General features: G+C 59.2%; 25 protein-coding genes. 2 read left to right on the forward strand and 23 right to left on the reverse strand.

Annotation, left to right across the window (positions count from 1 at the left end):
- Positions 1-123: 123 nt before the first annotated feature.
- From AC13QE_RS13735 to AC13QE_RS13845, 23 genes are all read right to left on the reverse strand, one after another.
- Entirely contained in the window at positions 124-1932 is a 1809-nt protein-coding gene (locus AC13QE_RS13735; RefSeq protein WP_488484105.1) for a GumC domain-containing protein, read from the reverse strand.
- 310 nt (positions 1933-2242) lie between these two features.
- Entirely contained in the window at positions 2243-3082 is an 840-nt protein-coding gene (locus tag AC13QE_RS13740) for a WecB/TagA/CpsF family glycosyltransferase (protein WP_488484350.1), read from the reverse strand.
- Between the two features lie 242 nt (positions 3083-3324).
- A complete protein-coding gene (locus AC13QE_RS13745; protein WP_132715837.1) occupies positions 3325-3852 on the reverse strand; it encodes a hypothetical protein in 528 nt (175 codons plus the stop codon).
- Entirely contained in the window at positions 3849-4217 is a 369-nt protein-coding gene (locus AC13QE_RS13750) for a hypothetical protein (protein ID WP_488484351.1), read from the reverse strand. Before AC13QE_RS13750 ends, AC13QE_RS13745 begins: the two co-directional genes overlap by 4 nt.
- Before the next feature lie 14 nt (positions 4218-4231).
- A complete protein-coding gene (locus tag AC13QE_RS13755; protein ID WP_488484106.1) occupies positions 4232-4828 on the reverse strand; it encodes a rod-binding protein in 597 nt (198 codons plus the stop codon).
- Positions 4829-4958: 130 nt separating this feature from the next.
- Entirely contained in the window at positions 4959-5378 is a 420-nt protein-coding gene (locus AC13QE_RS13760) for a hypothetical protein (protein ID WP_488484107.1), read from the reverse strand.
- Positions 5379-5447: 69 nt separating this feature from the next.
- Entirely contained in the window at positions 5448-6200 is a 753-nt protein-coding gene (gene fliR / locus AC13QE_RS13765; RefSeq protein ID WP_488484108.1) for a flagellar biosynthetic protein FliR, read from the reverse strand.
- Positions 6197-8284 (reverse strand): flagellar biosynthesis protein FlhA, encoded by a 2088-nt coding sequence (flhA, locus tag AC13QE_RS13770; protein WP_488484109.1) that lies wholly within the window; start codon positions 8282-8284, stop codon positions 6197-6199. Before flhA ends, fliR begins: the two co-directional genes overlap by 4 nt.
- 250 nt (positions 8285-8534) lie before the next feature.
- Positions 8535-8801, reverse strand: coding sequence for a flagellar biosynthesis protein FliQ (gene fliQ / locus AC13QE_RS13775; protein ID WP_015338826.1), 267 nt, complete (start codon positions 8799-8801; stop codon positions 8535-8537).
- Between the two features lie 29 nt (positions 8802-8830).
- Entirely contained in the window at positions 8831-9337 is a 507-nt protein-coding gene (gene flgD, locus AC13QE_RS13780) for a flagellar hook assembly protein FlgD (protein ID WP_132715832.1), read from the reverse strand.
- Complete coding sequence (flbT, locus tag AC13QE_RS13785; protein WP_112336515.1) at positions 9325-9777, reverse strand: flagellar biosynthesis repressor FlbT; 453 nt, start codon at positions 9775-9777, stop codon at positions 9325-9327. The genes flgD and flbT overlap by 13 nt, the downstream gene beginning before the upstream one ends.
- A complete protein-coding gene (flaF, locus tag AC13QE_RS13790) occupies positions 9774-10121 on the reverse strand; it encodes a flagellar biosynthesis regulator FlaF (RefSeq protein WP_106996633.1) in 348 nt (115 codons plus the stop codon). The genes flbT and flaF overlap by 4 nt, the downstream gene beginning before the upstream one ends.
- 37 nt (positions 10122-10158) lie before the next feature.
- Complete coding sequence (locus AC13QE_RS13795; RefSeq protein ID WP_488484110.1) at positions 10159-11208, reverse strand: flagellar hook-associated family protein; 1050 nt, start codon at positions 11206-11208, stop codon at positions 10159-10161.
- Between the two features lie 3 nt (positions 11209-11211).
- A complete protein-coding gene (gene flgK / locus AC13QE_RS13800) occupies positions 11212-12702 on the reverse strand; it encodes a flagellar hook-associated protein FlgK (protein ID WP_488484111.1) in 1491 nt (496 codons plus the stop codon).
- 15 nt (positions 12703-12717) lie between these two features.
- Positions 12718-12939, reverse strand: coding sequence for a hypothetical protein (locus tag AC13QE_RS13805; RefSeq protein WP_488484112.1), 222 nt, complete (start codon positions 12937-12939; stop codon positions 12718-12720).
- Between the two features lie 274 nt (positions 12940-13213).
- Complete coding sequence (rem, locus tag AC13QE_RS13810) at positions 13214-13885, reverse strand: transcriptional activator Rem (RefSeq protein ID WP_015338820.1); 672 nt, start codon at positions 13883-13885, stop codon at positions 13214-13216.
- A gap of 279 nt (positions 13886-14164) precedes the next feature.
- Complete coding sequence (locus tag AC13QE_RS13815) at positions 14165-14752, reverse strand: transglycosylase SLT domain-containing protein (protein WP_488484113.1); 588 nt, start codon at positions 14750-14752, stop codon at positions 14165-14167.
- A complete protein-coding gene (fliK, locus tag AC13QE_RS13820) occupies positions 14700-16310 on the reverse strand; it encodes a flagellar hook-length control protein FliK (protein ID WP_488484114.1) in 1611 nt (536 codons plus the stop codon). Before fliK ends, AC13QE_RS13815 begins: the two co-directional genes overlap by 53 nt.
- A 1-nt stretch (position 16311) precedes the next feature.
- Positions 16312-17616: a chemotaxis protein MotC gene (gene motC, locus AC13QE_RS13825; protein WP_488484115.1), complete on the reverse strand. Its 1305-nt coding sequence runs from the start codon at positions 17614-17616 to the stop codon at positions 16312-16314.
- Between the two features lie 3 nt (positions 17617-17619).
- Positions 17620-19047 (reverse strand): MotB family protein, encoded by a 1428-nt coding sequence (locus AC13QE_RS13830; protein ID WP_488484116.1) that lies wholly within the window; start codon positions 19045-19047, stop codon positions 17620-17622.
- Positions 19044-19676, reverse strand: coding sequence for a hypothetical protein (locus tag AC13QE_RS13835; RefSeq protein WP_132715825.1), 633 nt, complete (start codon positions 19674-19676; stop codon positions 19044-19046). Before AC13QE_RS13835 ends, AC13QE_RS13830 begins: the two co-directional genes overlap by 4 nt.
- Before the next feature lie 241 nt (positions 19677-19917).
- On the reverse strand, positions 19918-20898 hold the full coding sequence (locus AC13QE_RS13840; RefSeq protein ID WP_132715824.1) for a flagellin N-terminal helical domain-containing protein: 981 nt from the start codon (positions 20896-20898) through the stop codon (positions 19918-19920).
- A 256-nt stretch (positions 20899-21154) separates the two neighbouring features.
- Positions 21155-22072, reverse strand: a complete 918-nt coding sequence (locus AC13QE_RS13845; RefSeq protein ID WP_132715823.1) for a flagellin N-terminal helical domain-containing protein — start codon at positions 22070-22072, stop codon at positions 21155-21157.
- Between the two features lie 438 nt (positions 22073-22510).
- Between AC13QE_RS13845 and AC13QE_RS13850 the strand changes: the two genes are divergently transcribed.
- Positions 22511-23998 carry a pyridoxal phosphate-dependent decarboxylase family protein gene (locus AC13QE_RS13850; RefSeq protein ID WP_488484117.1) on the forward strand — a complete coding sequence of 496 codons (1488 nt, stop codon included), beginning with the start codon at positions 22511-22513 and terminating at the stop codon, positions 23996-23998.
- The gene (locus AC13QE_RS13855; protein ID WP_488484118.1) at positions 23992-25254 is read left to right on the forward strand and encodes an ATP-grasp domain-containing protein; all 1263 of its coding nucleotides are present in this window, start codon (positions 23992-23994) and stop codon (positions 25252-25254) included. Before AC13QE_RS13850 ends, AC13QE_RS13855 begins: the two co-directional genes overlap by 7 nt.
- Positions 25255-25310: the final 56 nt, after the last annotated feature.

Consider the following 25310-nt stretch of genomic DNA (forward strand, 5'->3'; position numbering starts at 1 on the left):
CGTCACGCTCGTCTCCCGATCATGAATGCGCTGGCAATCTACAAGCCATCCATTCCATGGAATGGCCTGCAAACGCCCTATGGTGTCTGAAAGCGGTAATTGCAAGGGAAAACGATGAGACGATCAGGCGCGGTCCGGATGTCTGCGTACAGCGTAGGTTTCGACCTTGGCACGCAGTGATGCAAGCTCTTGCCGGATAAGGCCCCACTCGTCCGCAACATCGAGCCGATCCACATCATGGACGAGAGCAGCCGGTGGTTCAGGTGCGATCGCCGGCAATAACTGAGGTTCCAGATCATCCTCATGGCGAACGGCGTAAACTGCCGGCATGGTGCTTTCATCAGCTGCCTGATCTTCTGTCGGCGCGGCACCAGCCAGCCATTTGCGCAGTAATACGGCACAAAGTGCCAAACCAAAACCTGTAAGGAAACCGACAATTTGGTTGCTCACGAGCCGATTATCCAACGGGGCGGCGGCCGCGACGGCCTGGGACAATACCGTCAGCGGCGGCCTGACTTCGGAAATCGTCATGCCGGCATTCTGCTGATCGGCCTCGTAGCGGCTCTGCGCTGTCGTCACGGCATCCTGTAGCTGCCCGAGGCGAGCGAGGTCCACATCACTCCCCGTCTGACTAAAAGCAGTCATTTGCGCCGAGAGAGCGGTCTGCTTTTCCAGAGCCGCTTTCACGTCCGCCTCGCTGCTGACGGCTAGCCGCTGTAACTGACTGCGCATATTGGCCGCGAGATCATCGACCGTTGCCTGTTGCGCCAGCAGGCGGGGATGGCGCGGGCCAAGCTGCACAGAAAGCTGTGTCAGTTGTGACTTTGCGGCGTTGTAGCGGCTGCGCAGGTCATCAAGACCTGGCGACGAAAGATCGCCCGACAATGCGCCGCTCAGCACCGATGCCGGCGTGGCCGATTTGACAGCTACGAGACGGGCCTTGGCGGTTCGTACCGCCAGATCGGCTGCCTTTATCTGCACATCCAGCTGCTGACGCTGCCGCCGGAGTGTCTCGGCCGCGGCAATCCTGTCTTCGCCATAGCGCGCCTTGAATTCGGCAAGGGCGGCAGAGGCGCGATCGAGTTCCTTGCGGCTGCGATCAACCGCCGTTTCAACCCCGAGCGACGTGCCGGCCGCCTTCGCAACACCCGGATCATAGAGGGTTGCGATAACCAGCCGGTTGGCAATATCGGCCGATCTGGCGGGATCGCCCGACGTAACGATCAGGCGCAGCAGACCCGTCTGACTATCGATCTCGACGACAACGTCTTTGCGCAGCGTGGCCTGCGCGCGCGACGGCGCGTCGGACGCGTTGCCACTGCCGGAAAGCAACTCGACAGCAACGCCGAGGGCACCCGCCCGGCTGCCGGTAAATTCCGGATCGCGATCAAGCTTCATCCTGGCAACGACGTCGGACAATACGGACGGAGCAACGACCCGCTTTGCCGCGACATCCAACAGGGCCTGACGCGCGCGGCCATCGCCTTCCGCATGGAGCACTGCCTGCGAGACATAACGCGGCGGCGGCGCAAGCAGGATGGGAACGACCGCCCCCATCAGCGCGGTTGCGGCAACGAAACAGAGCGCACGGAGGCTGAGAGACCAGCGTCCAGTCGGCGATATGTGTTCAACGGCAACAGAAGCGGAGGCGGCTTGTGGCCGAAGTTCCAGCATGCCCTCAAGCAGATCGGGCACGAATTCCAGCAAATCGGGCGCCGGTTCCGATACCCGTTCCGGCGACCGGCGGCGTTCCGCATAGTAGACGTCCGAGATATTTTCGGCCTGCGCGGCTGCTGACGCGCGCTCCTGCGATCTTCTATGGCCGGACACCGGATAAGGGTCGCCATTCAAACGTCTGCGCAGGATAGCACGCAGTTCCGCATCCCGCGGATCGTCGGCGCTGGCAGCACGCAGACCGGCTGCACTACCCAAATCATCGTCTTCACCATAAGGAGAGGCACGTGTTGCAGCGCGCTGCGAAACCTCAGAGGTTTGCGCGTCGTGGGGATAAAATCCGGTCCTGGCTTTGCTTTCAAACATGGCGGGCTATCTCGCGCACATGGTCGGAGACCAATGCAAATGGTTAACCCACTCTAAACTTTCATACCAAAGAAAGAGTTAACGCCAAGCCCGCAAATACCAAAGCATTTCCGCTTTTCTTCGAATCGCGAAAACGCTTTAGGCTCTTGTTTCCTTGCGCATTCCGGACAGAAAACCGCTACGCATTTTTTCTGGAAATGCTCTAACTTGCCAATTTGTCCGGCGGAGCAATGCGCCGCTGCGGCAACGGATGCGGCTCCGCGCGAAGGACGCGTTCCTTGCGGCCAAACTGATGCCTGACAACCTGATAGAAGAATAGCGGTATGCCCAGCATATAGCGCCGCCAGAGCCTGCCCGGCTCCAGCACGAGACGGAACAGCCACTCGCTGCGCATCGCGCGCACGAGGCGTGGCGCCCGCGGCACAGTCTCGGAAATGAAATCGAACAGGGCGCCAACGGTCAGGACAAGACGGGCGTGCTGCGGGCCGACATGCTCGGCGACCCATTTTTCCTGCAAGGGCGTGCCCATGCCGACGATCAGCACATCGATCTTCTGGCGGCTTATTTCCGCCGTGACTGCGCTGCTCCGGGCCGGATCGAAGAAGCCGTCCGATACGACGACGAACTGGTGCCAGGGAGCATGCCGGCGAAATCTCTCGGCTGCCTTTTCGACGACGGAGCGCTTGCCGCCCAAGAGGCCGATCCGTTTCGGCCGTTCCATGAATGTCAGCAGCGCGGGGACGAAATCGGTGCCGTTCAAATTGGCGGGGAAGCGTTCGCCATGAGCAACGCGTGAGGCGATGTCGAGGCCGACGCCGTCGGGAAGCACCAGATTGCGTTCGAGAACACTACGGTAGGTTTCATCGCGCAGCATGATAAGCATGTTATGCGCATTGACGAAGGAGATCGACGTCTGTCCGACCGGCAGGGAAGCAAGTTCGTTGACGAAGGTCAGCGCGTCATCCCAGTCGAGATCGCATACCGGCAGATCGAAGATCATGCGGCGTGACGCGGCGACGGCAAAATCGGCTACCTGGTTCAATCCAACACCCTCCTGCCTGGCATCGCTGACGCGCATGATGCCAGTACGCATAAAGCGCATGCCCCTCACCGTTCATCGGTGCGGCGACTGGGAGGCATGGCTTGTAGGAGTTTATAGCAAGACAAATCCAACTTTCCGTTAGGAAGGAAGGTTGGATTTGCTGGAAGCTATCAGGAGTTTGTTAGGCATACCGATAGAATGTAAGAAATTACTTACGTTTATCGCCGTGCCGTCCAGAGATCTCACTCGACCGGCACTTTGTCCTTTGCCGCATCCTGCACGATCTTGACGGGCTTGACCGTCCTCTTGCCCACAGTTTCCCCACCGTGGGTTTCTTCTTTGGAAAGATAGTCGAGCTGCTCGATCAGCACATCGGCGACGTAGTCGCCACCAAGTCGCTCGTTCATCCGTTTTTTGAGATCGGCACGGAAGGCGGCAATATCGAAATTCTGCGCATGAGCGATGTCGATCGTCTTGTTGCCGATCAGCAGCGAAAAGAGTTCGTCCGTCGTCAGCTCCGGCAGGGGGATCTGCAGAGCATTCGCCTTGCCTTTCTCCATCATGAAGGAGATGCGCGTCAGGAAATAGCCGGTCACCTGGCCGTTGGCGATAACGGGAACGTTGATCGATTCGCCCTTGACGAGCTCCTGCTGCGCCTTCTTGGCATCGTCAGGGCTGATCGCGGGTGCCGTCGCAACCTGCACCGAAAAATAGACCGAGGCCAATGTTACGGCGCAGACCCACAGGCCGGTGATAACGAGCTTGATCATCCGGCCTCACGGACGCGGAATTGCTCCTGCGAATAGGTGCCGTCCCCATCGGCATTCTGTACGGCATTCTTCAAGATGTCGGCGACTGCACGCACAGCCTCGAGATGCGCCTCGACCCGGCGAGCGTTCAGAACCAGCTTCTTCTTCAGATCATGCAGCTGTTCGATGTGGGCGGCAGCGAGATCGGCCGGATCGGTATCGCGAAAGAGCATCGACAACTCGTAGAGGCAGCGGCTCTTATGTGCGTTCGATACCTTGAGATCGAATTCCGGGTCGGTGCCGATCCGGGTGTTCTCATTGTCAATAATCATCTCCAGGCGGCCAAGGACAGACTTGATCCGATAGTCCTGCGACATCATTTCCATGTTTGTTACCTCGCTCATGCTTTCTGGGACGTCAACGAATTCTGGTTGGTGATGCTGGTGTTGCCGTCGTTATCGGCATTGGCAGCGGCCAGCGTCTTGCGCTGAAAATCGGTAATCGCGCTGAGCGCCATTTTCTTGTCGTTCTCATCGGTCGCTGCATGGATCGCGCCGGTATTGCGCATCTTGTCGACCTGTTCCTTGTACATTTTTTCGGCGATGCCCACGCCTCCATTCTTGGAGATCGTATCGCCCAGCTGCTCGGCCATCATGCCCTTCCAGATCTCGCCGGCAGAGCCTTTGCCGTAGAGCGTTTCGCTGCTCGGCAACATGTTCTTCACGAAGTTCTGCAGCACCATGGACTCGAACTTGCGATAGGCCTGCGGAACCTTGGTTCCGGTCACATGCGTATTGGCATTGGCAAGGCCCGCCTGGGTGGCGGCGCTGTTCATCGCATCCACCGTCGCACCGAAGCCGTTGCCGTTTTCGGCAAGGCTGGTGGCGGCAAAAGCGGCACGGTTGGCGGCAAGCTTGGCCTGCGCGGCCTCGACATCGGCGGGATTGGCGGCCTTGACGACATCAAGGACCAAATCACTCGGAGGCGAAATAGCCATGTCACGTCTCCTTCTGCTCTCGCATGCCCTGACGCAAGCGGCTCGGCGCTCGCGTCAGGGCATGTCGAATCAAACTGTCAAAACGGATCGGCAACCCAACGCTGCGAATCCTGTTCCATGATCGCGATGATTATGGTTTTTGAACCTTGCTGGAGGCTGGCGTTGCGCCGGCGAAGCGCTGATCGATGATGTCGTAGACGGCATTGTCGTCCGCCTCCCGCGTTTCCTGCTCGCGGGCATCCTTCATGTGCTCTTCCAGCCTGTCGCCTTTGGTGCGCTCCTGCTGGACCTTCATCTGAATGAGCGTCTGGATGCTTTCCAGCTGCTGGTCCCGGATCATCAGGCGGCCATAGCGCTCGGCGTAATGGATCGAGAATGCCATGTGAACGGGATCAACGGAGCCGATGGCGACCATGACCCGTTCCATCGATTCGGTGACTTCCGACCGCTGTCGGGTGGTATCGGCCAGCTCGCTTTCCGCCATCCGTTCCAAATGGCGCTGCACCGCGACGAGGCGCTTCAGTTTTTCGGACCGGTTTTTCTCAGCCATCGCTATCTACCCCGGGTCGCCTTGTTCCAGCTGCACTCGAATCGGTGTTCGCCCTTGTGTCATTTACGGCTAATGCCCGTTGAAGACAGTCAGGAACGCATTGGAAAACTGACTGACCAACGCCGCAATACTGACATAGAGCATGAACAGCCCTCCCATCAGCAGATAGGGCGTCGAAATGAAATAGATCGGAATCTGCGGCGCCAGCTTGTTGATGAAACCGATCGAAATCTGAAACATCAGGCCGTAAAGCAGGAAAGGGCTTGCCAGCCGCAGCATGATGAAGAAGGTCGTCGCCAGCGTGTCGGTGATGGAGATCAGTGCCGCGCGCGGCTCGATATGCCCGCCGAAGGGAATGACCGAATAGGAATCGACCAGCGCCTGCAAAACATAATGGTGAAAGTCCAGAATGAAGAGGATCATCAGCCCGCAAAAACTAATGAGGCTGGTGAGCGATGTCTCGCTCGATTCCTCGATGAGGTCGGCACCGCCGGGCGCATTGAAGCCGATCAGCATCGATATGACCGTGCCGGTAAACTGCAGGCCCAGCGTATAGATGCGAGCCATCATCCCATACATCAATCCGATGACGGTTTCGGTGAAGATGAGGCCGATATAGTTCGCATCGCCCTTCGACACCTCGGGATAGATCGTGTTCCAGAGCAATGGCAGGATCGCCATCGTCAGGGCCGCGGAAAGCAACAGCCTGATCTGCGGGGGAACGCGGCCAGAGGAAAATCCCGGGAGGACCATCATGCAGCCGCCGATGCGGCAGAAGGCGACGAACAGCGCCAGAATGGTCCCCTGGGGATCGGATATCATGAAATCGAACCTAGAATCTTGATCTCGATCCCCTTGGCCAATTCCACATGCGACAGGACCGGAAGCGTCGCGAACAGGCGTTCGATGATCATGCGCACATAGGAGCGCGTTTCCGGCGACGTGACAAGAACGAAGGGCATGCCCCGGTCCATGTATTCACGGATAACTTTGCCCGCCTGCTCGCTGAACTCTTCCAGGCTGCGCGGATCGATATCGAATTCGACGACTTCGCCCTTCTGGTCGCGCTTCAGCGCCTGATGGAAGATGAGGTCCCATTTGCTGCCAAGGCGCAGGACGCGCAGCACGCCGTTATCGGCCAGATCGCCGCAGAGCTGCTGTGCCATGCGGACACGCACGTGCTCGACGATCTGCTCGGTCTTGCGCACATGTGGCGCCAGTTCCGCAACGGCTTCCAGGATGAGATGCAGATTGCGGATCGAGACACGCTCGGCAAGCAGCAGCTTCAACACCGCCTGCAGGCCGGAATAGGACATATGCGACGAGCAGATTTCGTCGGCGAGCTTCTTGTATTCTGGATCGAGACGGTCGATCAGGACCTTCACGTCCTTGTAGGACAGCAGCGCCGGCAGGTTGTTGCGGATGACTTCGCTCATATGGGTGAGCACGACGGAGACATTGTCGATCGGCTGGAAGCCTTCGCGCTTCAGATCCTCGGCAAAGGCTTCGAGGACAGAGAAGGCCGGCATGCCGAAAGCGGGTTCGCGGATCTCGTCGCCCGGAACAGTCGGCTTGCGGCCGGAGCCGGTGACGACGAGCACTTCGCCGACGCGCAGCATGTTGGAGGCGATCGTCGTGCCATGGATGCGGATCTGATAAGACTTGTCGGCAATCGCCATGTCGTCGATCACCTTGATCTCCGGCACGACGAAGCCATATTGCGTCGCGAACTTCTTGCGCATCTTGCCGACGCGGAAAGCCAGTTCCTGATGGGCGCCGAGCAGGCGGGTGGAGACGATCTTGCCGAGCGCCAGTTCGATCTCTGCGGTCTTCAGCACCGATTTGACCGAATCCTTTTCCATTTCCTTCGTCTGCATCACCTTCTGCTCCTCGGCGTCGCGGCGAAGCTTGTTCTCGGCCTCGATCTGACGCGGAATGAACCAGGCACCGGCGGCCATCAGACCGCCGAGAAAAACGAAGGGAAGGAAGGGCATGCCCGGCATGATGGCCAGGATGCCCATGAGGACCGCAGAGACGGCGAGCGCGCGCGGATAGCCGCTCAGCTGATTGACGACGGCCTGGTCGGTCGAGCCGGACGTACCGCCGCGCGAAACGAGAAGGCCGGCAGCAAGCGAGACGATGAGGGCCGGCATCTGCGACACCAGACCGTCGCCGACGGAAAGCTTCACGAAAACGTCCGCAGCCTGGCCGATCGGCATGCCATGACGGAAATAGCCGATGATAATGCCGCCGAAGACGTTGATGCAGGTAATCAGAAGACCGGCAACCGCGTCACCGCGTACGAACTTGGATGCACCGTCCATCGCACCGAAGAAGGAGCTTTCCTCTTCCAGTTCGCGGCGGCGGCGCTGCGCTTCCTTCTCATCGATGAGGCCGGCCGAAAGGTCGGCGTCGATCGCCATCTGCTTGCCGGGGATGGCATCCAGGGTAAAGCGGGCGCCGACTTCGGCGATACGCGTCGCACCCTTGGTGATGACGATAAAGTTGATGGTGATGAGGATGAGGAAGACGATCAGGCCGATGACGAAATCGCCCGACATGACAAGGCTGGAAAAACCGGCAATGACGCCGCCGGCCGCATCATGCCCTTCATAACCGTGCGAAAGGATGACGCGGGTCGTGGCGATGTTCAGCGCCAGGCGCGTCATCGTGGCGATCAGCAAGATCGTCGGAAAGGACGAGAATTCCAGGGGCTTCTTGATCCAGAGCGCCACCATGAGGATCAGCACGGAAAGGGCGATCGAGAAAGCCAATCCAAGGTCGATCAGAAACGGCGGAATCGGTAGGAACAGCACGCACAGGATGACCATGATACCGAGGGCAAACCCGATATCGCGGACGCTAGGATTGGCTTTGGGGAGTGCTATTGCGGGTGGTTGTGCCATCGACCGGTTCCGTCTCTTCATGAGAGGAGGCAAACGGCTGACCCGTGTGCCCTAGAGCATTTCCGCTTTTCTTCGAATCGCGAAAACGCTCTATCTTCTTGTTCCCTACGCATTCCGGACGGAAAACCGCTACGCACTTTTCCTGGAAATGCTCTAGTGGAACCGACCTCTAAAGGCCGAAGCTTGCGCGAGCATGGCCGATGCCGTCGACAAGCGCGATCCTGACGCCGGAGGCGTCTTCGGATCTATTTCAGAAACCCGATTGAATGCGGGAGAAGACGAGATTGGTGAAGATCGAAATCTGTGCACCGACGAATGGCGCCGAGATGCCGATCGTGACCATGACGGCGACGATCTTCGGCACGAAGGTCAAGGTCGCCTCCTGCACCTGGGTGAGCGCCTGAATCAGCGCGATGACCAGACCGACGACCATGGCGGCGATGACGGCCGGACCGGAAGCCACAAGCACTGTCCAGATCGCCGCCTGGAAAATATCCAATGCATCGGCTTCATTCATAACCTGTCCACTCCCGGTTCAGCGGCACGTCATGTGCCGCTGGTCTGATCCGTATTCGACGACGAATCACTGTTGCTACTATCGCTCGACGTGGGCGAGGTATCAATGGTCGTGCCCGCCGGAGCGATCGTCACGCCGGCCTGGATCAGAATCTTGTCGCCGGCATTGGTTTCGGCAATGATACCGTCCGTATAGACGCTTACCTGCTTGATCGTGCCGGTGGTCTTGCCGTCGGCGCTCATGATCTGCTTGCCGATGTAATCCGAGGCCTGCGAGATCCACTGGTTCTGCAGCACGGTTTCCAGATGCGAGTTCGTCTGGATCTGCTGCTCCACCTGGGAGAAGCTCGCCAGCTGGGAAATCTGCTGGCTGGCATCCATCGGACTGGTCGGATCCTGGTTCTTCATCTGCGCGATGAGGAGCTGCAGGAAATCGTTGTAGTTCAAAGTAGCCTTTGAGGATGCGGCGGCAGCATTGCTGGCAGTGTTCGAAGAGTTGGTGCTGGTGCTGCTGGCGACGCTGTCTACCGCTGCCATGGAGCGATCTCCCGGCGGATGTGCTCGATCGTTGCCGCCGGCATTTCCTGGCTGTTCAGAATCTGATCCTCTATCGCGTACAGGCTGCGGATCGCCTTCAGCGCGTCAAAGGCGCGGCCGGTGGAGACAAGCCCGTCGATGCGCTTGAGTTCGGCCAGCACTTCCTCATTGTGGAAGCACGACAGCAGCATGACTATCGATTTGCGGAACATCGCCGTCGACTGCTCCTTGCCCTCGGGATTGATAAGGATCATCTGCGCGATGAAATAGAGCTGGCGCAGAGGCGTTGTCGCCTCCTCGGGCTGAAGCACGTGGTTTTCGAGCAGGAATGTCACATCATTCAGGAACTCCAGAGCAACCTTGCGATCGACACGCAGGACGGCCCCGTTGATAAAGATCTTTTCCCCGGCTTTGAGCGATATGCGAAGCGTACTTTTCATTTAAGTCCATCCCTGATGATGGTGGTGACATCTATGATGCCTTGATAATTTTCCGACTGGCGCAGCCGAATTCGGTCGCATTCCTTCAAAATCCAGATGGCGATCGAGATAAGGTTGGCACGCAGTTCGACATTGAGCTGGTTCTCCGGGCTTTTAAGGTCGTCGACGAAGCTCACCCATACGCGACGCGTATAGAAGAGAGCCTCGATCGCTTCACGACCGTATTTTTCCGCATCGCGGGCCGCGGAGAGAAGAGCTATCGACCGGTCCAGAACTTGCCGTTCTCGTTCCTTGGCGTCGGCCACAGCGTCCTGCATGACTTCCGCATATGAGAACTGATACATTCATGCATCCTTCCTGGTCATTACATCCCTTTGATCATCAAAGGTAATTTACAAGGCTTAACTGCTGGATCTTGGAAACAATGGTATAAGCCGTTTGGAGTTGCGTCTGGAGACTGTTGACCTTCGTCGACGCCTCATAGGGGTCGACTCCGGTCAGGTCACCAATGCTGGTGGTGAGAATGGTCTTCTGAGCGTTGAGCGTCGTATTCGCATCGGATAGGCGCGACTGCGACAGGCCGAGCTGGCTTGCCTGGCTGTTCAGCCCGTCAACCGACTGACGCGTATAGCTGATGGCCTGCTGCGTGACGGCGTTCACGGCGCTCTGATTGAGGCCGGGAGGCGTGCCCATGAGCGCGTTGGTCACGCTGGTCGCGAGCGCCAGATACCGGATGCCGGACGAATTCGCATTCGTCGAGCTTTCGATGACTTCCGAATTGCTGATGCGACTGGTCATATTCTGATCGGACGCACTCGACCAGCTCGACCAGCTGGCGTCGGACGTGAACATCGGCTCGACCTTGGTCTTAATGAAATCGGTTATCTGGGCCGCAGATATGGTCGCCGCGGTTACCGCCGGCGACTGGCCGGACATGTAGGTCGTCAGGTCCGACAGAATCTGCGCGTTCGTTGCAGCGGATTTATCCGTCATCGGCTGGACGTCGGTATTGGTTCCGGCAAAGAGATACTCGCCGTTCACCATCGTATTGGCGGAAGCGATGACGTTCGACAGGGTCGATGTTGCCGCCTGCTGCGCCAGGGCGACGCTGCTGCCGTCGGTGTTGCCGCTCAGCGCCACCAGTTGATCCATCAGCTTCTGCGCCTGCGTGCCCATGCCGGTCAGGGCGGTCTGCGAGGTTGTCATCCGCTGGTTGGCAATGGAATTGCTGCTGAGGATCGAGTCGATACGGGACACTTCCCGCGTCAGGTTGACATTGAGCGACGTGCTGCCGCCGAGCGAAACACCGATATCGGCGTAAACGCCAGTGGTCGCCTCCGTAGAGGCGCTCGTCATCTCATTTTGCGCCTGGCGGACGGTCTGCCGCATGGCATTCTGAATGGCTGTGCTCGAAATGAAAGAGAGTTTCATGGCTTAGCTCGCAAGGTCCAGTACAGCTTGAAGCATCTGGTTGACGGTGTTCAGTATCTTTGTTCCAGCCTTGTAGGACTGCTCAATATCCATCATCAGTGTCAGCTCTTCATCGAGACTGACGCCGGTCGCATTCGAATAGGCGCCCGAAGAGCGCGAAAGAGCGGCGGACGTATTTTCCGCCGCGGTCGTCGCCGTACTGCGCTGGCCTTCCAACCAGCCAATGGAGCTGGCTGAATAATCCATCAGGCTGGCATTGGTGCTGGAGCCTGCGGTAGGATCGAACGCCATCTTCGCATTCATTGCCGTAATGAAGGCATCAAGCTGTGTGGAATAGCCGCTGCCGCCGCTGGTATTCTTCGTATAACCGGTCTCAGTCGCGCTATTATTGATACCACCATCTCGCAGCAACGACGGATCGCCACCTTGGGATGTGATTAATTTCGAATTAACGGTGATCGAGCCGGCCAAGCCGGTGACCGCGGTCCCACTGGCAGGAATAGTGCCGCCGCTCCAGGTAAAAAGACCCGGCAATGTAGGCTTGGAAGGATTGCTGTTCGTTTCCGCAAAGACCGTAACCAACCCTCTGGCGATCTCATCGAGCTGCTTCTGATAGGTCGGCGCAACGTCGTCGCGGATCTGAAGCGCCGCCTGCAGAGTGCCTTGCGCCGTCGTATTCGCACTCTGGCCCGGGGTCAGAGCAACGCCGTCGATATAGACGCTGTTGCCGGGAACCGGAGTGGCCGCCGTATACGTATCCGTCGACTTGAACGTCACCGTGCGCGGAATGGTCTCGAACAGGGTCGTTCCGCTGCTGGTATAGAGCGCCATGTCGTTGTTGCCGCGCGTCACCGTCGTCACGCCAACGATCTTCGAGATCTGGTTCAGGATCGAATCGCGCTGATCCATGGCGTCGGCAAGCGCGCTCGACGTGGGATTGGCAGCCGCCGTGGCCGATTTTACCGCCTCGTTGGCCGTCTGGAACTGCTTGAGAAGGCTGTTCAGCGTATCGACGTCGGACTTGATTTGCTTGTCGGCGTCGGCGCGAGCGCCCTGTACTGCCGTCGTGGCATTGTTGAGAGATGTGGCCAGGCTCTGGGCTGCATTGATCGCGGATTGGGCGGCCGTAGCATTGGACGGCGATCCGGCGTAATTCTGCATCGCATCCTGAAATGCAGACAAATAGGTCGCCGGCGCAACTTCATTATCGTTGCCGCCAATCGTTGCCGACTGAAGATTGCTGTAGGCGTTCAGGAGCAGTTGCTGCGCCGAATCCGAGGACGCCGAGCTGAGATAGGCCTTCTGCAGTGCAGGTTCGCTGCTGCGCGAGATCTGCACCACCTGTGCGCCGGCCATGTCGGTGGTCAACATTGCCTGGCGCCGCGAGTAATTCGTATTGTTGGCGTTGGCGATGTTGTTCGACACCACGCTGCTCTGCGTGCCGGTATTATTGAATATTGCCTGCGCGTTGTTGAGAGCTGTTGTAAGCGACATGACTGACTCGATACCCTATTCGTTTAGCGCGGCAGATCGGCCGAAGACGCTGGAAATGTCGGAATAGCCTGTCGGAGCGAGGCCGGCGAAATAGACCAGATTGTCGTTGGCAACGGACGGACGGCTCGCCCAGAGAAATCCGCGCACATTGATACGGCGATCAGAAGCGGCGCTGAGGCGGGCTGCCTCTGCACTCACTTCCGCAAACGCGGTCTCTCTGCTGCCGAAATTCCTCATCTGGAATCCTCGTTATCCTTCATACGACTGAGAGTAGGTGGCGGGCCTTGCGTGAAGCTGTCTGAGAAAACGAAAAAACGATCATCGCGAAAAGCGTCGTCGCAAGTCTCGTGCGAGAGGTATCACCGCTCGTTATTACGCCGCATATGGTAAGGGAAGGCGCACCTATTCGTGCTGTTATTGTCCACGCACCGCAAAAAGAATAAGCCCGGAAATCAAGGGATTTCCGGGCTTATCAGCAGGCTTTAACATTTGGAATGCACGACTGGCAGTATCAGCTCCAGTCGATGCAGTAACCGAGGAAGCGTTTGGAATCGACCGGATCGAAACCGAGCTTCTTGCGCAGCTTCTTGCGCAGCTTGGAAATATGGCTTTCGACGACGTTCTCTTCGACTTCCTCGTCGAAGATGCCGTAAATGGCGTTGAAGATCTGGGTCTTCGTCACGCGACGGCCGCGATTGGCGATCAGATATTCGAGGATGCGGCGCTCGCGGCGCGGCAGGGCGAATACGGAACCGTTGATTTCCGGATCGCGACCATCTGCGAAGACGCGGATGGGACCGATATCGGTATAGTTGTTGATCGCCTTCAACCGGCGGCGGATCGCCGCCGCCCTGGCCAGGATTTCGCGAGGATGGACCGGCTTGCGCACGACATCGTCCACGCCGCAATCAAAGAGTGCAAGCGTGGCTTCCAGCGAGGGCTGGTCGCTGACCGCGATGACAGGTGCCGCCGTCCGGTCGCGAATCGCCCTCGGAAGCTCGAGCACTTGCTGCCCCTGTCCGATCAGGAAGGCTTCGACCGCGGCAATGTCGCCCTCTGCCGCGGTCGAGACCCATTCGCTAAATTCACGCGGATCAAATCCCGTCGAAGGGATGCCCTCGCGCCCAAAGAGTGATGTGTATCCGTCTTTAACGAGCTCTCGCTCATCAACCACTACGATCATTCGTCCGCCTCCGAATCAGTGTGGTGTTTCGATGACCTATGGGTACGAATCGGGCGAATCACGAACAACTGTCGGAAATGAGTGACGGAAATTAATAATTGATTAACCATAAGGGTGCGATTTGCACTAGATGTAGTATGCGCTTGGCGTTTTACACCGATAAAAAACCTGTTAGCAAGCGTATGATTAACACTTCCATTTTAGGCAAAACCACGGCAGTCAACCGCTTCGATTGGGTTAGTGCTGGCTAACCGGATACCATACTCAACCTATGGGTGCTTAATCCCGACAAAACGTCGCCGCGTTTGGCGTCCATTTTCCATAACCGGTGGCGACCAGATTGGCGATCACGCGGCAGACATAGACCTTCTGGGCGGGGTTATTGTTCGGGCCAGCATGGTATCTTGCTACCGCCATAGTCCAGGTCTCATGCCTGTCATGCAGATTGCGGAGAAACTTTGCGGCATACTCCACATTGCTGCGCGGATCGAACATGGCGTCGACGGAAGCAAAATTTTCGCCGTGGAAATACTGATTGATCTGCATGCAGCCGACATCGATGAGCTTTGCCCCACTCTGCCGTGCCGCGGCAAATACCTGCAGGGCGGCCCCTTCCGACGGCGGGAAGATCGGCCGTCCCTCGACATTGAGCGCATAGGGATAAAGCGACCCCTTGCGACCCGTTTCCGTCAGACCGACGGAATAAAGGATCCCTTCCGGTATTCCGTATTTTGCGGCAGCGGACTGGATTTCGCGTTCGCAAAGACCTGCGGCACCGTTGTCTGGCGGCACCGGATTGCCTGATGCCTGGACCTCAGAGGTAAACCGCACCAGAGCGAGAACGCTGCAGGCCACCACCAGTGCCATCCTCAACGCTGCGCTCACCCGAACTGCGATTGCCATCGTTTCCATTTGCCTGCTGCCCTGAGTAATTCTGACCCCTGGAGCGCGCGTCGCCCCCCTGCCCCTGGTTCAACAGAGACTGCTGCTGCGGCTGGTTCGATCCGGAATTGCGGCCGCCATCCGACTGCTGGTCGGCATTGGACGCCAGGGTGACGGTGATGCTATCGACCTGATAGCCTTGCGCGCGCAGCGCATCGACCATGCGGCTCTGATCGGCATGAAGCTGCCTGTAGGCTTCGCCGGTCTGCACCTTCAGATCGACGCTCAGCTGGTCTCCGGAAAGCCGCATGGTTGCCGTAACGTCGCCGAGATTGTCCGGACGCAGCTGGATCTTCAGCGTGTTGACAACCTTGCCGGTGCTCGTCAGGTTTGCGGCATTGGAAAGCGCCGAGCCCGGCTGCATCGCAGCCGACCATTCGCGGTCGCCCGCGAGGCTCCCAGCGACCAACGCCGAGTTGGTGGCAAGCCCGAGATAACGACGCGAATCCAGCACGGTGACTGCCACCGCATCGCCGCCTGCAGCAGCGCCGACTTTGACATCGGCAACGTCATCGCCGCCTTTGCTGATCGATAGATCGAGCGCGCCGCCGCGGCCATCCGCCCGCGCCAGGCGGAACGTCTGTGCGACATCCGTTCCCTTGCCGTCATCCGGCAACGTCACGGCCGTGTCCGTGGCATCATTCGCAAATGCTGCCTTGCCTGATGATAATGCCTGGACCTTGGCATCGTCTGCCGTCTTGCCTGACTGGACCGCGCTACCCTGTGCCGTGCTAACCTGCGTCGCCACGACGGGCTGCGCAACGTTCAGCAGCGACAGGGCATCGGAAATCGTGTTGGCCGGCAGGCTGCCTTGCGTCGACGCAGACTTACCGTCATCTGCCGCCTGGACATCCTTTTCATCCTTCACGCCAGACGTCTTGCCGTCGCTCTTGACCGGCGCCGTCTGACCGTCCGTGGTCGCGACATCGGCCAACTGCTGCGCGATCTTGGCAAGCTGGTCGAGTGCGGCAGACTGCACCGGCCCCTTAGCCGTATCGGTCGTGGGCATGGCGGGGTCTGTGGCTGCCGTAGGCTGATCGGCTCCGGTGGATGTTGCGCCAACCTCACCCGCCGCTGCAGCTGCATTCTGCAGCGCGATCAGCGATTTCGAGAGCGACGCGGCGCCGGCAGGCTGCGAAGCTTTCGCGCCCTTGGCCAGGCCGGCGAGATTGGAAAGGTTGGCTCCGGAGGTATCGATCATCCCAACCCCGGCCTTGGTGCTGTCGTCGAAGGAGAGAGCTGCCGCAGAGGAGTTTCCCACGACCGTCTGTGCCGCACTTGCGTCCTTATCGGCAGTCGTGTCCGCATTGGCGGAGGTATCGGCACCGGCATCGGAGCTTGAAGATTTGCCGCCATTGCCGAGCGAGCTCGTCAGTGCATCAATAAAACCCTTGCCGTCATCCTGCTTCGCCGAGCGGCCGCCTTTGGCAACAGCACGAATATCCGCCCCCGATGGGGCGCCGGACACACCGATGTCGTTCATATCAATGACTTTCCTGCTTCAACAGGCCGTCGATGGCATCCAGCTTCGAGCGGCTCGTCGTGACGAATGCGTTGAACGAAGAGTCGGCCTCCTGCCGCCCTCCCTCCGGGGCGGGAGCCGCGTTTGCCGAGGCTCCCTGCTCAACACCCGCCGTGCCGGGAGATTGGCCTCCCGCTTGATTCGTCACAGCAGCATTGTGTTCAGTCTTCTGTTGGCTGGGCAGGTTAGGAAAACTGCCTTGCCCGAGGCTTGCAGCATCGGGTGTTCGTAATATCTCCGCCGCGACGGCCTTTGCGGCGTCGCGCAATGCGCGGTCGCGCGCATTCAGCTCGCCCGCAGGCATCTGGTTCACATCGTCGATCGCCGCCTTCAGTTCGGGCGTGGATATGCCCGCCACGCCGCCATAGAAGTTGGCTAGGGCACCAAAGGCATCGCCGCCGTCATTGGAGATCGCCTGGGCACGATTGGCCGCCAGCGCGGCAAGATCGGCCTTGCCGGCGATCGCGGCCCGGCGCGCCATGCGCAGATAGATCTCCCGCTGTCTCGGCGGGTCCATGAAGGACAGGATGTCGACGATGTCCTGCTGCTTCACGCCGGAATCGTGATCCACCACCAGCTGCACGAAAAGATCGGCAAACTGGCTGGCGTAAGGCGAATGCAGAAAGCGCCGCGTATAACGCCGCGCATAATCCAATCCTTGCGGCACCATGCCCGCGTCGGCGCACAAAGCCAGCGAGCGGCGCAATGCCGACTCCTCGACAATCGTACCGGGCGCGATCAATCGCGCCCAGTCGTAGAGCGGCAAGGCTGCCTTGGCGTTCTTGCCCGACATGACATTGCCGGCAACCAGCGAGAGGTATGGGCCGATCGGCTTGCCGCGATACTCCTTGGAGATGTCGACAAGCGTGTTGACGACAAGCAGACCCTTGCCGTTCAGATATTTCCTGAGCACATCCGCAACGCGATTGTCGAAATTGCCGTTGACGTCGCGTGACATCAGATATTCGAGCGTTTCGGGGTTGCCGCCACTCATGGTGTAGATGAGAGCCGCATCGACGTTGCGACTGTCCTCGAAGACGGATTTGTCGGCGCTGCGCAGGCGCTCGTCTATGGTTCCGAGCAGATAGCGTTGCATCTCTGCGGCGGAACTGTCCCCGGCGACAACCGAATCCTGCACGAATTCGAGCGAGCGCAGCATCTTGTAGAGCGGCAGGCCGTCCTGTCCCTCAGCGCTCGCAACCCCAGGCATCAGCATGCCGAGAGTGAGAGTGAGCGCAAGGCGATGACGATGCTGTTTGCGCGCCATGAACTATCCCTGCTTGCCTTGACCGGACTTGCCCTTGCCCGAAGCCGGCTTGACGGGAGCTTGCGTTCCCGAGGCTGCGGGGTCCGTCGCCGCCTGGGTAGAAGGACTAGCAATCAGGATCTCGATACGGCGGTTCGCATCGTTGAATGGATCGTCGGGCAGCTTCAAACGCCGGTCAGCGAAGCCGGACACCTGCACAACCCGCTTCTCATCCAGCCCGCCGCTGGTCAGCATGTAATAGGCGCTCTGGGCGCGATCAAGCGACAGACGCCAATTGTCGTTGCGTCCGCCGACCATATAGGGGCGCCCATCGGTGTGGCCGCGGATCAGGATCGATCCTTTCCGCTCCGCGAGAAGCTTGCCGATCTTCTCCATCGCCAGCACCATCTCGCGCCGGGGGACCGCCGAACCGATATTGAACATGGGATCATTGGTCTGGTCGGAAATCGTGACCAACACCCCGCCTTCAGCCGCCGTCACCTGCAGCCCTTCGGCCAGCTGGCCGGCAACGCCCTTGATCTCAGCCTGAATTGCCTGCTGCAGATCCTTGGCTTCCTGCTGCTGCGCTTTCGTCGGCTGAGCATCCCTGTTTGCAGGCACAGCGGCATTGTCTTCAGGGGCGGATGCGCCACTTTGCGTGCCGGCCTTGGCAACCTGCTGAGCCTGCGTCTGTTTTTCCTGCGCCTTGCCGGCCGCCTGCTGCTCGCTCACCGTCGGCTGTTGTTCGGGCGTTTGCGGCTGATCGGCTGGCTGGCCGATGTCCGCAGCCGTTGCCTTCGACAAGGCGATGACTTCACCCTTGGGCGATTGATCCGACTTGGCGGACTGTTCCTCGTTCGCCTTCTTCGAAGCGCTGGAAACCTGCACCTGTTTGGTCCAGAAATCCGGATCGAACGGATCGCGATAGGCCTGGCCGCCATCCGCGCCCGTCGCCGGACCCGATTGGGCGGCACCGCCCTCGCCCTTGGCGCTGACATTCGCCTGCTGACCGACTTCCTGTGCGATCTCGGCCAGGACCGAATAGGGATTCTCGAAGAAATCCGCCTCGGAATAATTCGTCTGGTCGCCCGATGTCGATGTCAGGTCCTCACCGGTTTTGGCTGATTTGCCGTCATTCGGCTTTTCCTGCGGCTTGTCGGACTTCTGCTGGTTCTTTTCGCCCTGGGCCTGATCGACGGGCTTCTTGAGGCCCTTTTCCGTCGGCTTCTCGTCAGCAAGCTTGATGGGATTGAAATAGGAGGCAACCGAGGCCTTCGTCTCCTCATTGGCGGCGTTCACCAGCCACATGACGAGGAAGAAGGCCATCATCGCGGTCATGAAGTCGGCATAGGCGATCTTCCACGCCCCACCATGGCCACCTTCGTGATCACCGCCGCGGCGCTTGACGATGATAATCTCGTGCTTGCCGTGATTTTGATCGCCGTCGCTCATTTCAGGATCTCTTTCAGACTGGCGGCCCAGGCGGACATACGGGTCACGAGAACGCTCTCGCCGATGGTGACGGTGAGATCGACATCATTGGCCTCGATATGCCGTAACAGTGCGCCATCGTCGCCGAGGCGGCTATGGAGAACCTCGAAGAGATGGCGCGGACCGGTAACCGAGATCGGCCCGACGCTGCCGTCGAGGATCGAAGCTTTGACCAGTTCGGCAAGATCGCCGACCGCCCTGGTCGTCAGCGTCTCTGTCATGATCGGCGCAAGGATGGCGGCGGCTTCCGTGCTGATCGCCTGCCCGAGCATTATGGCGACGCGGTTCATATCTGCCGCGATCTTTTCCGCCGCCTGCTCTTCGTAATGTATCCGCAGCGCATCCATTTCCGCGCGGAACGACTGTGCCATGGCATCGAGTTCGGCCTGATGCTTCTGCGTCAGTTCCTGCGTCGCCGCCTCATGCCCCTCTGCATAGGCAGCGCGACGCTCGGCCTCGACATCAACGGGCGGCTCGCCTGGAATTTCAGCAAACTCGATCGGCTCCGGAAAGGCCATATCCTCGACATGCGACGGAGGAACCTGTTCGGCGCTGAAATCCTTGAGATATCGAGATAGTGCCAAGCTCATGCGCGCATCTCCCCATTCGCGCCCCAGAGGCGCTGCAAGTCGATGCCGGCAGCCGGCCGATCCATTTCCATTCTCAAAACGTCGATCATCACGCTTCCGGTTTCCGTCCTCAGGCGGCAGCGTCCGGGATCAATGTCACCGGCATCTTACGCAACCAAGCCATTGCAAAGGACCGTAGGCAGTCAAACTTGTGCGAGGATGAATGCGATGCGGCATAGCCGATCCGAGTTCCGCCCGACGGTCATTTCGATTGAAGGATGATCAGAATCTTGCTCGCCATGCTGTTGGCGATCGACAATGTCTGAACACCCATCTGCTGCGCTGTCTGCAGGGCGCTCTGCCGCACCGAGGCCTCTTCCATGTTGGTGTCGACCAGGTCGCCGACGCTGCTCTTGATGGCGTCGCCGAGCTTGGAAATATAATCCGACTGGTCGGTGATGTTGGACGACATCAGGCCCAAGGTCGAATCGGCAGATGTTGCCGATTTCAGGAGCGAATTGGTGACGTTGATCATGTCGGTCAATTCGTCGTCCGTCGTGCTGCTGGAGATCGCGATCTCCGTTCCACCTGATGGCGTCGAACCGCCGCTAGCGGCAAGGAGATAGTAGTTACGAGCCGTCCCGCCGCTGGTTCCCGGAGCGCCGAGCGTGCTTGCGTCGACATTCTTCGTCAGCAAACCCCGCGCTGGTTGCGCGGTATCGATCATCAGGGTTTGGGAGCTGTCATAGTCGATCGTCGTAAAATTGATCTGTCCGCCGGTGCCCCGCGTGAAGTTGCTGATGACCGATTGCTGCGTATTGGCTTGCGGCTCTGAGTTGTACAGCCAGTTCTCACCCGAAAAGGATGCCGATTGGGTAACGGATTGCAGCTGGTTCTTGAGCTGCTGAATATCGGCGTTGATCGCATTCTTGTTTGTGCCCGACTCCTTGGCCGAAACCAGTTTGGACTGGATCTGGGTTAGCAGGCTAACGACCGTATCCATGGCGGTGGATGCGGTATCGACCTTCGAGGCGCCGAGACCAAGCGCGTCCGTGATCGTCGAGAGGCTGCTCCGGTCCGAGCGCATGGTGGTCGCCATCGACCAATAGGTGGGATCGTCGCTCGCCGTCTGAATGCGGTAACCGGACGAGACCTGCTGCTGCACGACATCGAGATCTTTGTTGATGCCGCGCAGCACGGTCAGCGCTGCCGACGTGGAAGGATTCGTCGTCACATTGCTCATCTGAAAATCCGTAATTCCATTGGAACTGGCAAGCCGGACCGATCCGGCAGCAACGATTGGCCTCATGCCCACCAGCGGGAAATATCCCAGCACGGCCCGTCGCTAAACTGCAGTCCGGCATCCGCTTGGGAGAAGAACCAAAGCCGGACCTGCGCGTAGACTGCAAATCAATTAGCGACAACGTTAACAAAAGCTTATACGCGGCGACAAGAGGGAAATGTCGCCGCGCAATCTCAACGCAAGCTCCAGTCAAGGCTCACTTGAAGAGAGCGAGAACATTTTGTGCGCTCGAATTGGCAATCTGCAGCGACTGGATGGCCAGTTGCTGCTGGGTCTGCAGCGCGGACAGCCTGCTCGACTCTTCTTCCATATTCGCATCGACGAGCTTGCCGACACCGGAATCGATCGTATCATGCAAGGTGGAAACGAAGCTCGTCTGCAGATCGATGCGGGTCGAAAGCGAACCGAGCTGCGAGGCCGTGCTCGTCATAGCATCAAGAGCGCCCTGAATGAGATTCATGGCCTTGCCGATGTCGCCGCCCGTCATGTTGGTGATATCGAGACTGAAGACGGAATAGGATGTGCCGCTGATATTCTGCTGAGTGCCCAGAATACCGGAGCTGGTATCGATCGTACCGCCGCTTGCGCCGAACAGCACATTGCCTTGCGAACCGGTGTCGAAGCTGTAGCTGGTGCTGTTGACGGAAACCGTGCCGTTATTGTTGCGCACGAAGGAGGAAACCACGGAGGCAGAAGCGCCATTCGCCGCATACATCCAGTTCTGTCCGGAGAAAGATGCGGACTGTGCTATGCTTTCCAGCTGCTGCTGAAGCTGGGAGACCTCCTCCTGGATATCAGCCTTCGAAACACTGCTTTCGGTTGCGGCAACGAGCTTGTCCTTGATCTGTTGAACGACCGTGATGGCGTTGTCCATTGCGGCATATGCCGTATCGACCTTGGCTGCACCCAGGCCCAATGCATCGGACACGGCGGAAAGCGCACCATTGTCGGAACGCATGGTTGTCGCGATCGACCAATAAGCGGCATTGTCGGCTGCCTTCGCAACCTTGTAGCCCGAGGAAACGCGGCTCTGCGTATCCTGCAGATTCGTGTTAATGCCGCGCAGGGTCTGGAGAGCGGACATCGCCGCGTCGTTGGTGAGGATGCTGGTCATCGAAAAGTGCCCCTTATGGCTGACTTTGGAAGGGACATTCCGGTCTGCGGCCGGGAACGGCAATCAGCCTCATGCTTGTTAACCGGCTCTTAGGAGAGGTTAACCAACCGTTGCGTTAGCCGCAACTGACAGCAATAGAGTTAATAAAAGGTTAATGCCGCCCGCAAAAGTTAACGGAAGCAGCTATTCCGCCGATGACCATCCGGCAGCGCTTGCTTTGCCGTTCCTTGAACAGGAAAGGAGCCGAGCCACACGGCATGCGCCGACATGCTATTTTCCATCCGCGCGGCCGTCTGAAGGAATGCAAGAAGCCACGTCAGCCTCGCGCCATCTTCGGCGTCGTAGATAGGCCCGCCCGGTGCCGGGCAAAGAGGCTGGCATTTTATCGGTAGCGTTCCGGCGACGGTGGCGATACCGGCGGCCACATGCGAGGTTCAGATGTTCAGTTTGCAAGAGGCCGGAGGGGCGGCGGTCGATCGCCACGAGCGAACAAGTCTCGACCCCGACGACTGGCAGGCCCTGCGCAAGCAAGGCCACCGGATGCTCGACGACATGTTCGATCATCTCCAGACACTCGCAACGAAGCCAGTCTGGCAGCACGCTCCCTCTCCCGCTCGCGCCAAATTCGATGTACCACTGCCCATAGAAGGCAGCGATCTGGCTGACGTCCACGCCACTTTTCGGGACTACATCCTCCCCTATGGCAGCGGCAACATTCACCCGGGCTTCATGGGCTGGGTCCAGGGCGGTGGCACCGTTGCCGGCATGCTCGCCGAAATGCTCGCCGGCGGGCTGAATGCCAATCTCGGCGGACGCGACCACATGCCGATCGAGGTCGAGCGGCAGATCATCCGCTGGACGCGCGAGATCTTCTCCTTTCCGGAAACGGCCGGCGGCATATTCCTGACCGGCGCATCGCAGGCCAATTTCGTGGCGGTGCAGATCGCCAGATGCCGCAAGCTCGGCCTCGATGTTCGTGCAACCGGTCTGTCCGACGAATCCCGGCTCGTCGCCTATGCCTCGAGCGAAGTGCATGGCTGCGTTCCGCGAGCCTTCGAAATGTCCGGCATCGGCAGCAATCAGCTCCGGCGCATTGCCGTCAATGAACTCGGCCAGATCGATATCGATTCGCTGGAACAAGCGATCCTTCGCGACAGGCAGGAAGGCTTCACGCCGTTCCTCCTCATCGGCAGCGCTGGAACGGTCAACATCGGCGCGGTCGATGACCTCGTGGCCCTGCGCGGCATCGCCGACGCCCATGATCTTCATTTTCATGTCGATGGCGCACTCGGCGCTCTTGGCGTTCTCAGCGAGGAGCTCGCGCCTTTGTTTGCGGGGATCGAAGCCTGCGATTCGCTCGCTTTCGACTTTCACAAGTGGGGTCAGGTACCATACGATGCCGGCTTCCTCCTGGTGCGGGACAGCGAGTGGCAACGGCAAGCCTTTGCTTCGGATGCCGCCTATCTGAGCCGCGCAGCGACCGGACTTGCCGGTGGGGACTGGTGGCCCTGCGACTACGGTCCGGATCTTTCCCGTGGCTTCAGGGCGCTGAAGACCTGGTTCACGCTGAAAACCTATGGTGTCAAAGCGTTGGGGGACGCAATGAGCGCCAATTGCAGGCTAGCCCGCCGACTGGCCGAGCGCATCGAACAGGAACCTGCCCTGAAACTACTCGCGCCCGTCGCCCTCAACATCGTCTGCTTCGCCTATGTTGGTGCCGACGGATCGATGCCGGCATCCGTCAATTCCCACATCGTCGAGCGTCTCCACGCCGAAGGCCGCGTCGCCCCGTCCCTGACCCATCTGAACGGTCAGCCCGTAATTCGCGCGGCGATCGTAAACCACCGTACCCGACAAACGGATATCGATGCGCTCGTTCGGAGCGTTTTGATAATCGGCTCCCAACAGGATCTTCCGCAATGCTGATGACCAAAGCCCCCATCGCCGATCCGGCTCTATTGAACATACCGGTTGGCGCCCGAATTCTCGGCATGCGGAGAATAGTCTCCCTCGTCTATGCCGGTCACGACGTGACCCCGCTCTGGAACGAGCTCATGCAACGCGTAACGGCGGATCCGACCGCCGCGGCCGCGCTGTTGGACATGGCGATCATCCTGCAGACGCTCGGCCGCAGTGATGAGGCTCGCCAGATTTTAAAGAGTGCCGTGCAGATGCGCCGCGACTATTGCGTCGTCCATGGCAACGGGACTGGTCCGCGGATACTCGCTTTCGTGACCGAAGGCGATTTCATGGCCAATACGCCGATCGATTTTCTGCTGGCCGGCAGCGACTGCGTGCTGTGGCTGCATTACGTTGACCTGCAAACCTTCGCGCTCGTCGATCTGCCGGAGCACGACATCGCTTTCATGGCGATCGGGGAATCGACCGAAAACGCCCCTCTTCTCGCCCATATGCAGACACTGCTTGCCAAATTCGACGGTCCGGTGATGAACCGTAATCCGGGACTGATCGCAAGGCTGACGCGCGACGGCGTCAGCGCCATGCTGGCGAATGAGCCCTCCATTCTTTCGCCCTTTACCTACCGCGTATCGCACGCCGATCTTATGGCCGTCGCCATGGGCGTGAAACGACTGGACGATTGCGCTCCGGGCCTTGACTACCCTTTGGTCGTGCGCCCGATCAGCACGCATGCCGGCAACGGCATGGAACGCATCACCGACTCCGTCGAGCTTGTCACCTTTCTGAAGGCTCAGCCCGCTCCAGAACTTTACGTGGCGCCCTTCATCGATTTTCGCGGTTCCAACGGCTTCTATAACAAGCAGCGCATCGTGTTCATCAATGGCAAGGCATTCGCGAGCCACATGGCGCTCTCAGACCATTGGATCGTGCATTATCTGAGCGCCGGCATGGAGCAAAGCGCGGCAAAACGCGCCGTCGAACAGGCATGGATGGAAAACTTCGATCAGGATTTCGCCCTGCGCCATAAAGAGAGCTTCGCTGCCCTTTGCCGCCATATCCAGCTCGATTATTTCGGCATCGATTGCGCCGAACTTCCCGACGGACGCCTGCTGGTGTTCGAGCTCGATGTCGCCATGGTGGTCCATGACATGGATGATCCGAGCGTCTATCCCTACAAGCAGGCGGCCATGCACAAACTGTTTGATGGCTTCGTCGATGCCGCTCGGCAAAAGGCTGCCGCGGCCCTCGGAAAGGCGTCCTGAGCCAGTCGGCGCCGATACGCCGAGCCAAAAACGAAAACCGCGCCTTCCGGAGAAGG

The organism is Martinezella sp. CNPSo 3957 (assembly GCF_057784395.1).

Bases quoted from the DNA above. Each gene is read 5' to 3' on its own strand.
- AC13QE_RS13745 (WP_132715837.1), bottom strand. From the start codon at position 3,852: ATGATCAAGCTCGTTATCACCGGCCTGTGGGTCTGCGCCGTAACATTG.
- AC13QE_RS13750 (WP_488484351.1), bottom strand. From the start codon at position 4,217: ATGGAAATGATGTCGCAGGACTATCGGATCAAGTCTGTCCTTGGCCGC.
- AC13QE_RS13755 (WP_488484106.1), bottom strand. From the start codon at position 4,828: ATGGCTATTTCGCCTCCGAGTGATTTGGTCCTTGATGTCGTCAAGGCC.
- AC13QE_RS13760 (WP_488484107.1), bottom strand. From the start codon at position 5,378: ATGGCTGAGAAAAACCGGTCCGAAAAACTGAAGCGCCTCGTCGCGGTG.
- fliR (WP_488484108.1), bottom strand. From the start codon at position 6,200: ATGATATCCGATCCCCAGGGGACCATTCTGGCGCTGTTCGTCGCCTTC.
- flhA (WP_488484109.1), bottom strand. From the start codon at position 8,284: ATGGCACAACCACCCGCAATAGCACTCCCCAAAGCCAATCCTAGCGTC.
- fliQ (WP_015338826.1), bottom strand. From the start codon at position 8,801: ATGAATGAAGCCGATGCATTGGATATTTTCCAGGCGGCGATCTGGACA.
- flgD (WP_132715832.1), bottom strand. From the start codon at position 9,337: ATGGCAGCGGTAGACAGCGTCGCCAGCAGCACCAGCACCAACTCTTCG.
- flbT (WP_112336515.1), bottom strand. From the start codon at position 9,777: ATGAAAAGTACGCTTCGCATATCGCTCAAAGCCGGGGAAAAGATCTTT.
- flaF (WP_106996633.1), bottom strand. From the start codon at position 10,121: ATGTATCAGTTCTCATATGCGGAAGTCATGCAGGACGCTGTGGCCGAC.
- AC13QE_RS13795 (WP_488484110.1), bottom strand. From the start codon at position 11,208: ATGAAACTCTCTTTCATTTCGAGCACAGCCATTCAGAATGCCATGCGG.
- flgK (WP_488484111.1), bottom strand. From the start codon at position 12,702: ATGTCGCTTACAACAGCTCTCAACAACGCGCAGGCAATATTCAATAAT.
- AC13QE_RS13805 (WP_488484112.1), bottom strand. From the start codon at position 12,939: ATGAGGAATTTCGGCAGCAGAGAGACCGCGTTTGCGGAAGTGAGTGCA.
- rem (WP_015338820.1), bottom strand. From the start codon at position 13,885: ATGATCGTAGTGGTTGATGAGCGAGAGCTCGTTAAAGACGGATACACA.
- AC13QE_RS13815 (WP_488484113.1), bottom strand. From the start codon at position 14,752: ATGGCACTGGTGGTGGCCTGCAGCGTTCTCGCTCTGGTGCGGTTTACC.
- fliK (WP_488484114.1), bottom strand. From the start codon at position 16,310: ATGAACGACATCGGTGTGTCCGGCGCCCCATCGGGGGCGGATATTCGT.
- motC (WP_488484115.1), bottom strand. From the start codon at position 17,616: ATGGCGCGCAAACAGCATCGTCATCGCCTTGCGCTCACTCTCACTCTC.
- AC13QE_RS13830 (WP_488484116.1), bottom strand. From the start codon at position 19,047: ATGAGCGACGGCGATCAAAATCACGGCAAGCACGAGATTATCATCGTC.
- AC13QE_RS13835 (WP_132715825.1), bottom strand. From the start codon at position 19,676: ATGAGCTTGGCACTATCTCGATATCTCAAGGATTTCAGCGCCGAACAG.
- AC13QE_RS13840 (WP_132715824.1), bottom strand. From the start codon at position 20,898: ATGAGCAATGTGACGACGAATCCTTCCACGTCGGCAGCGCTGACCGTG.
- AC13QE_RS13845 (WP_132715823.1), bottom strand. From the start codon at position 22,072: ATGACCAGCATCCTCACCAACGACGCGGCGATGTCCGCTCTCCAGACC.
- AC13QE_RS13850 (WP_488484117.1), top strand. From the start codon at position 22,511: ATGTTCAGTTTGCAAGAGGCCGGAGGGGCGGCGGTCGATCGCCACGAG.
- AC13QE_RS13855 (WP_488484118.1), top strand. From the start codon at position 23,992: ATGCTGATGACCAAAGCCCCCATCGCCGATCCGGCTCTATTGAACATA.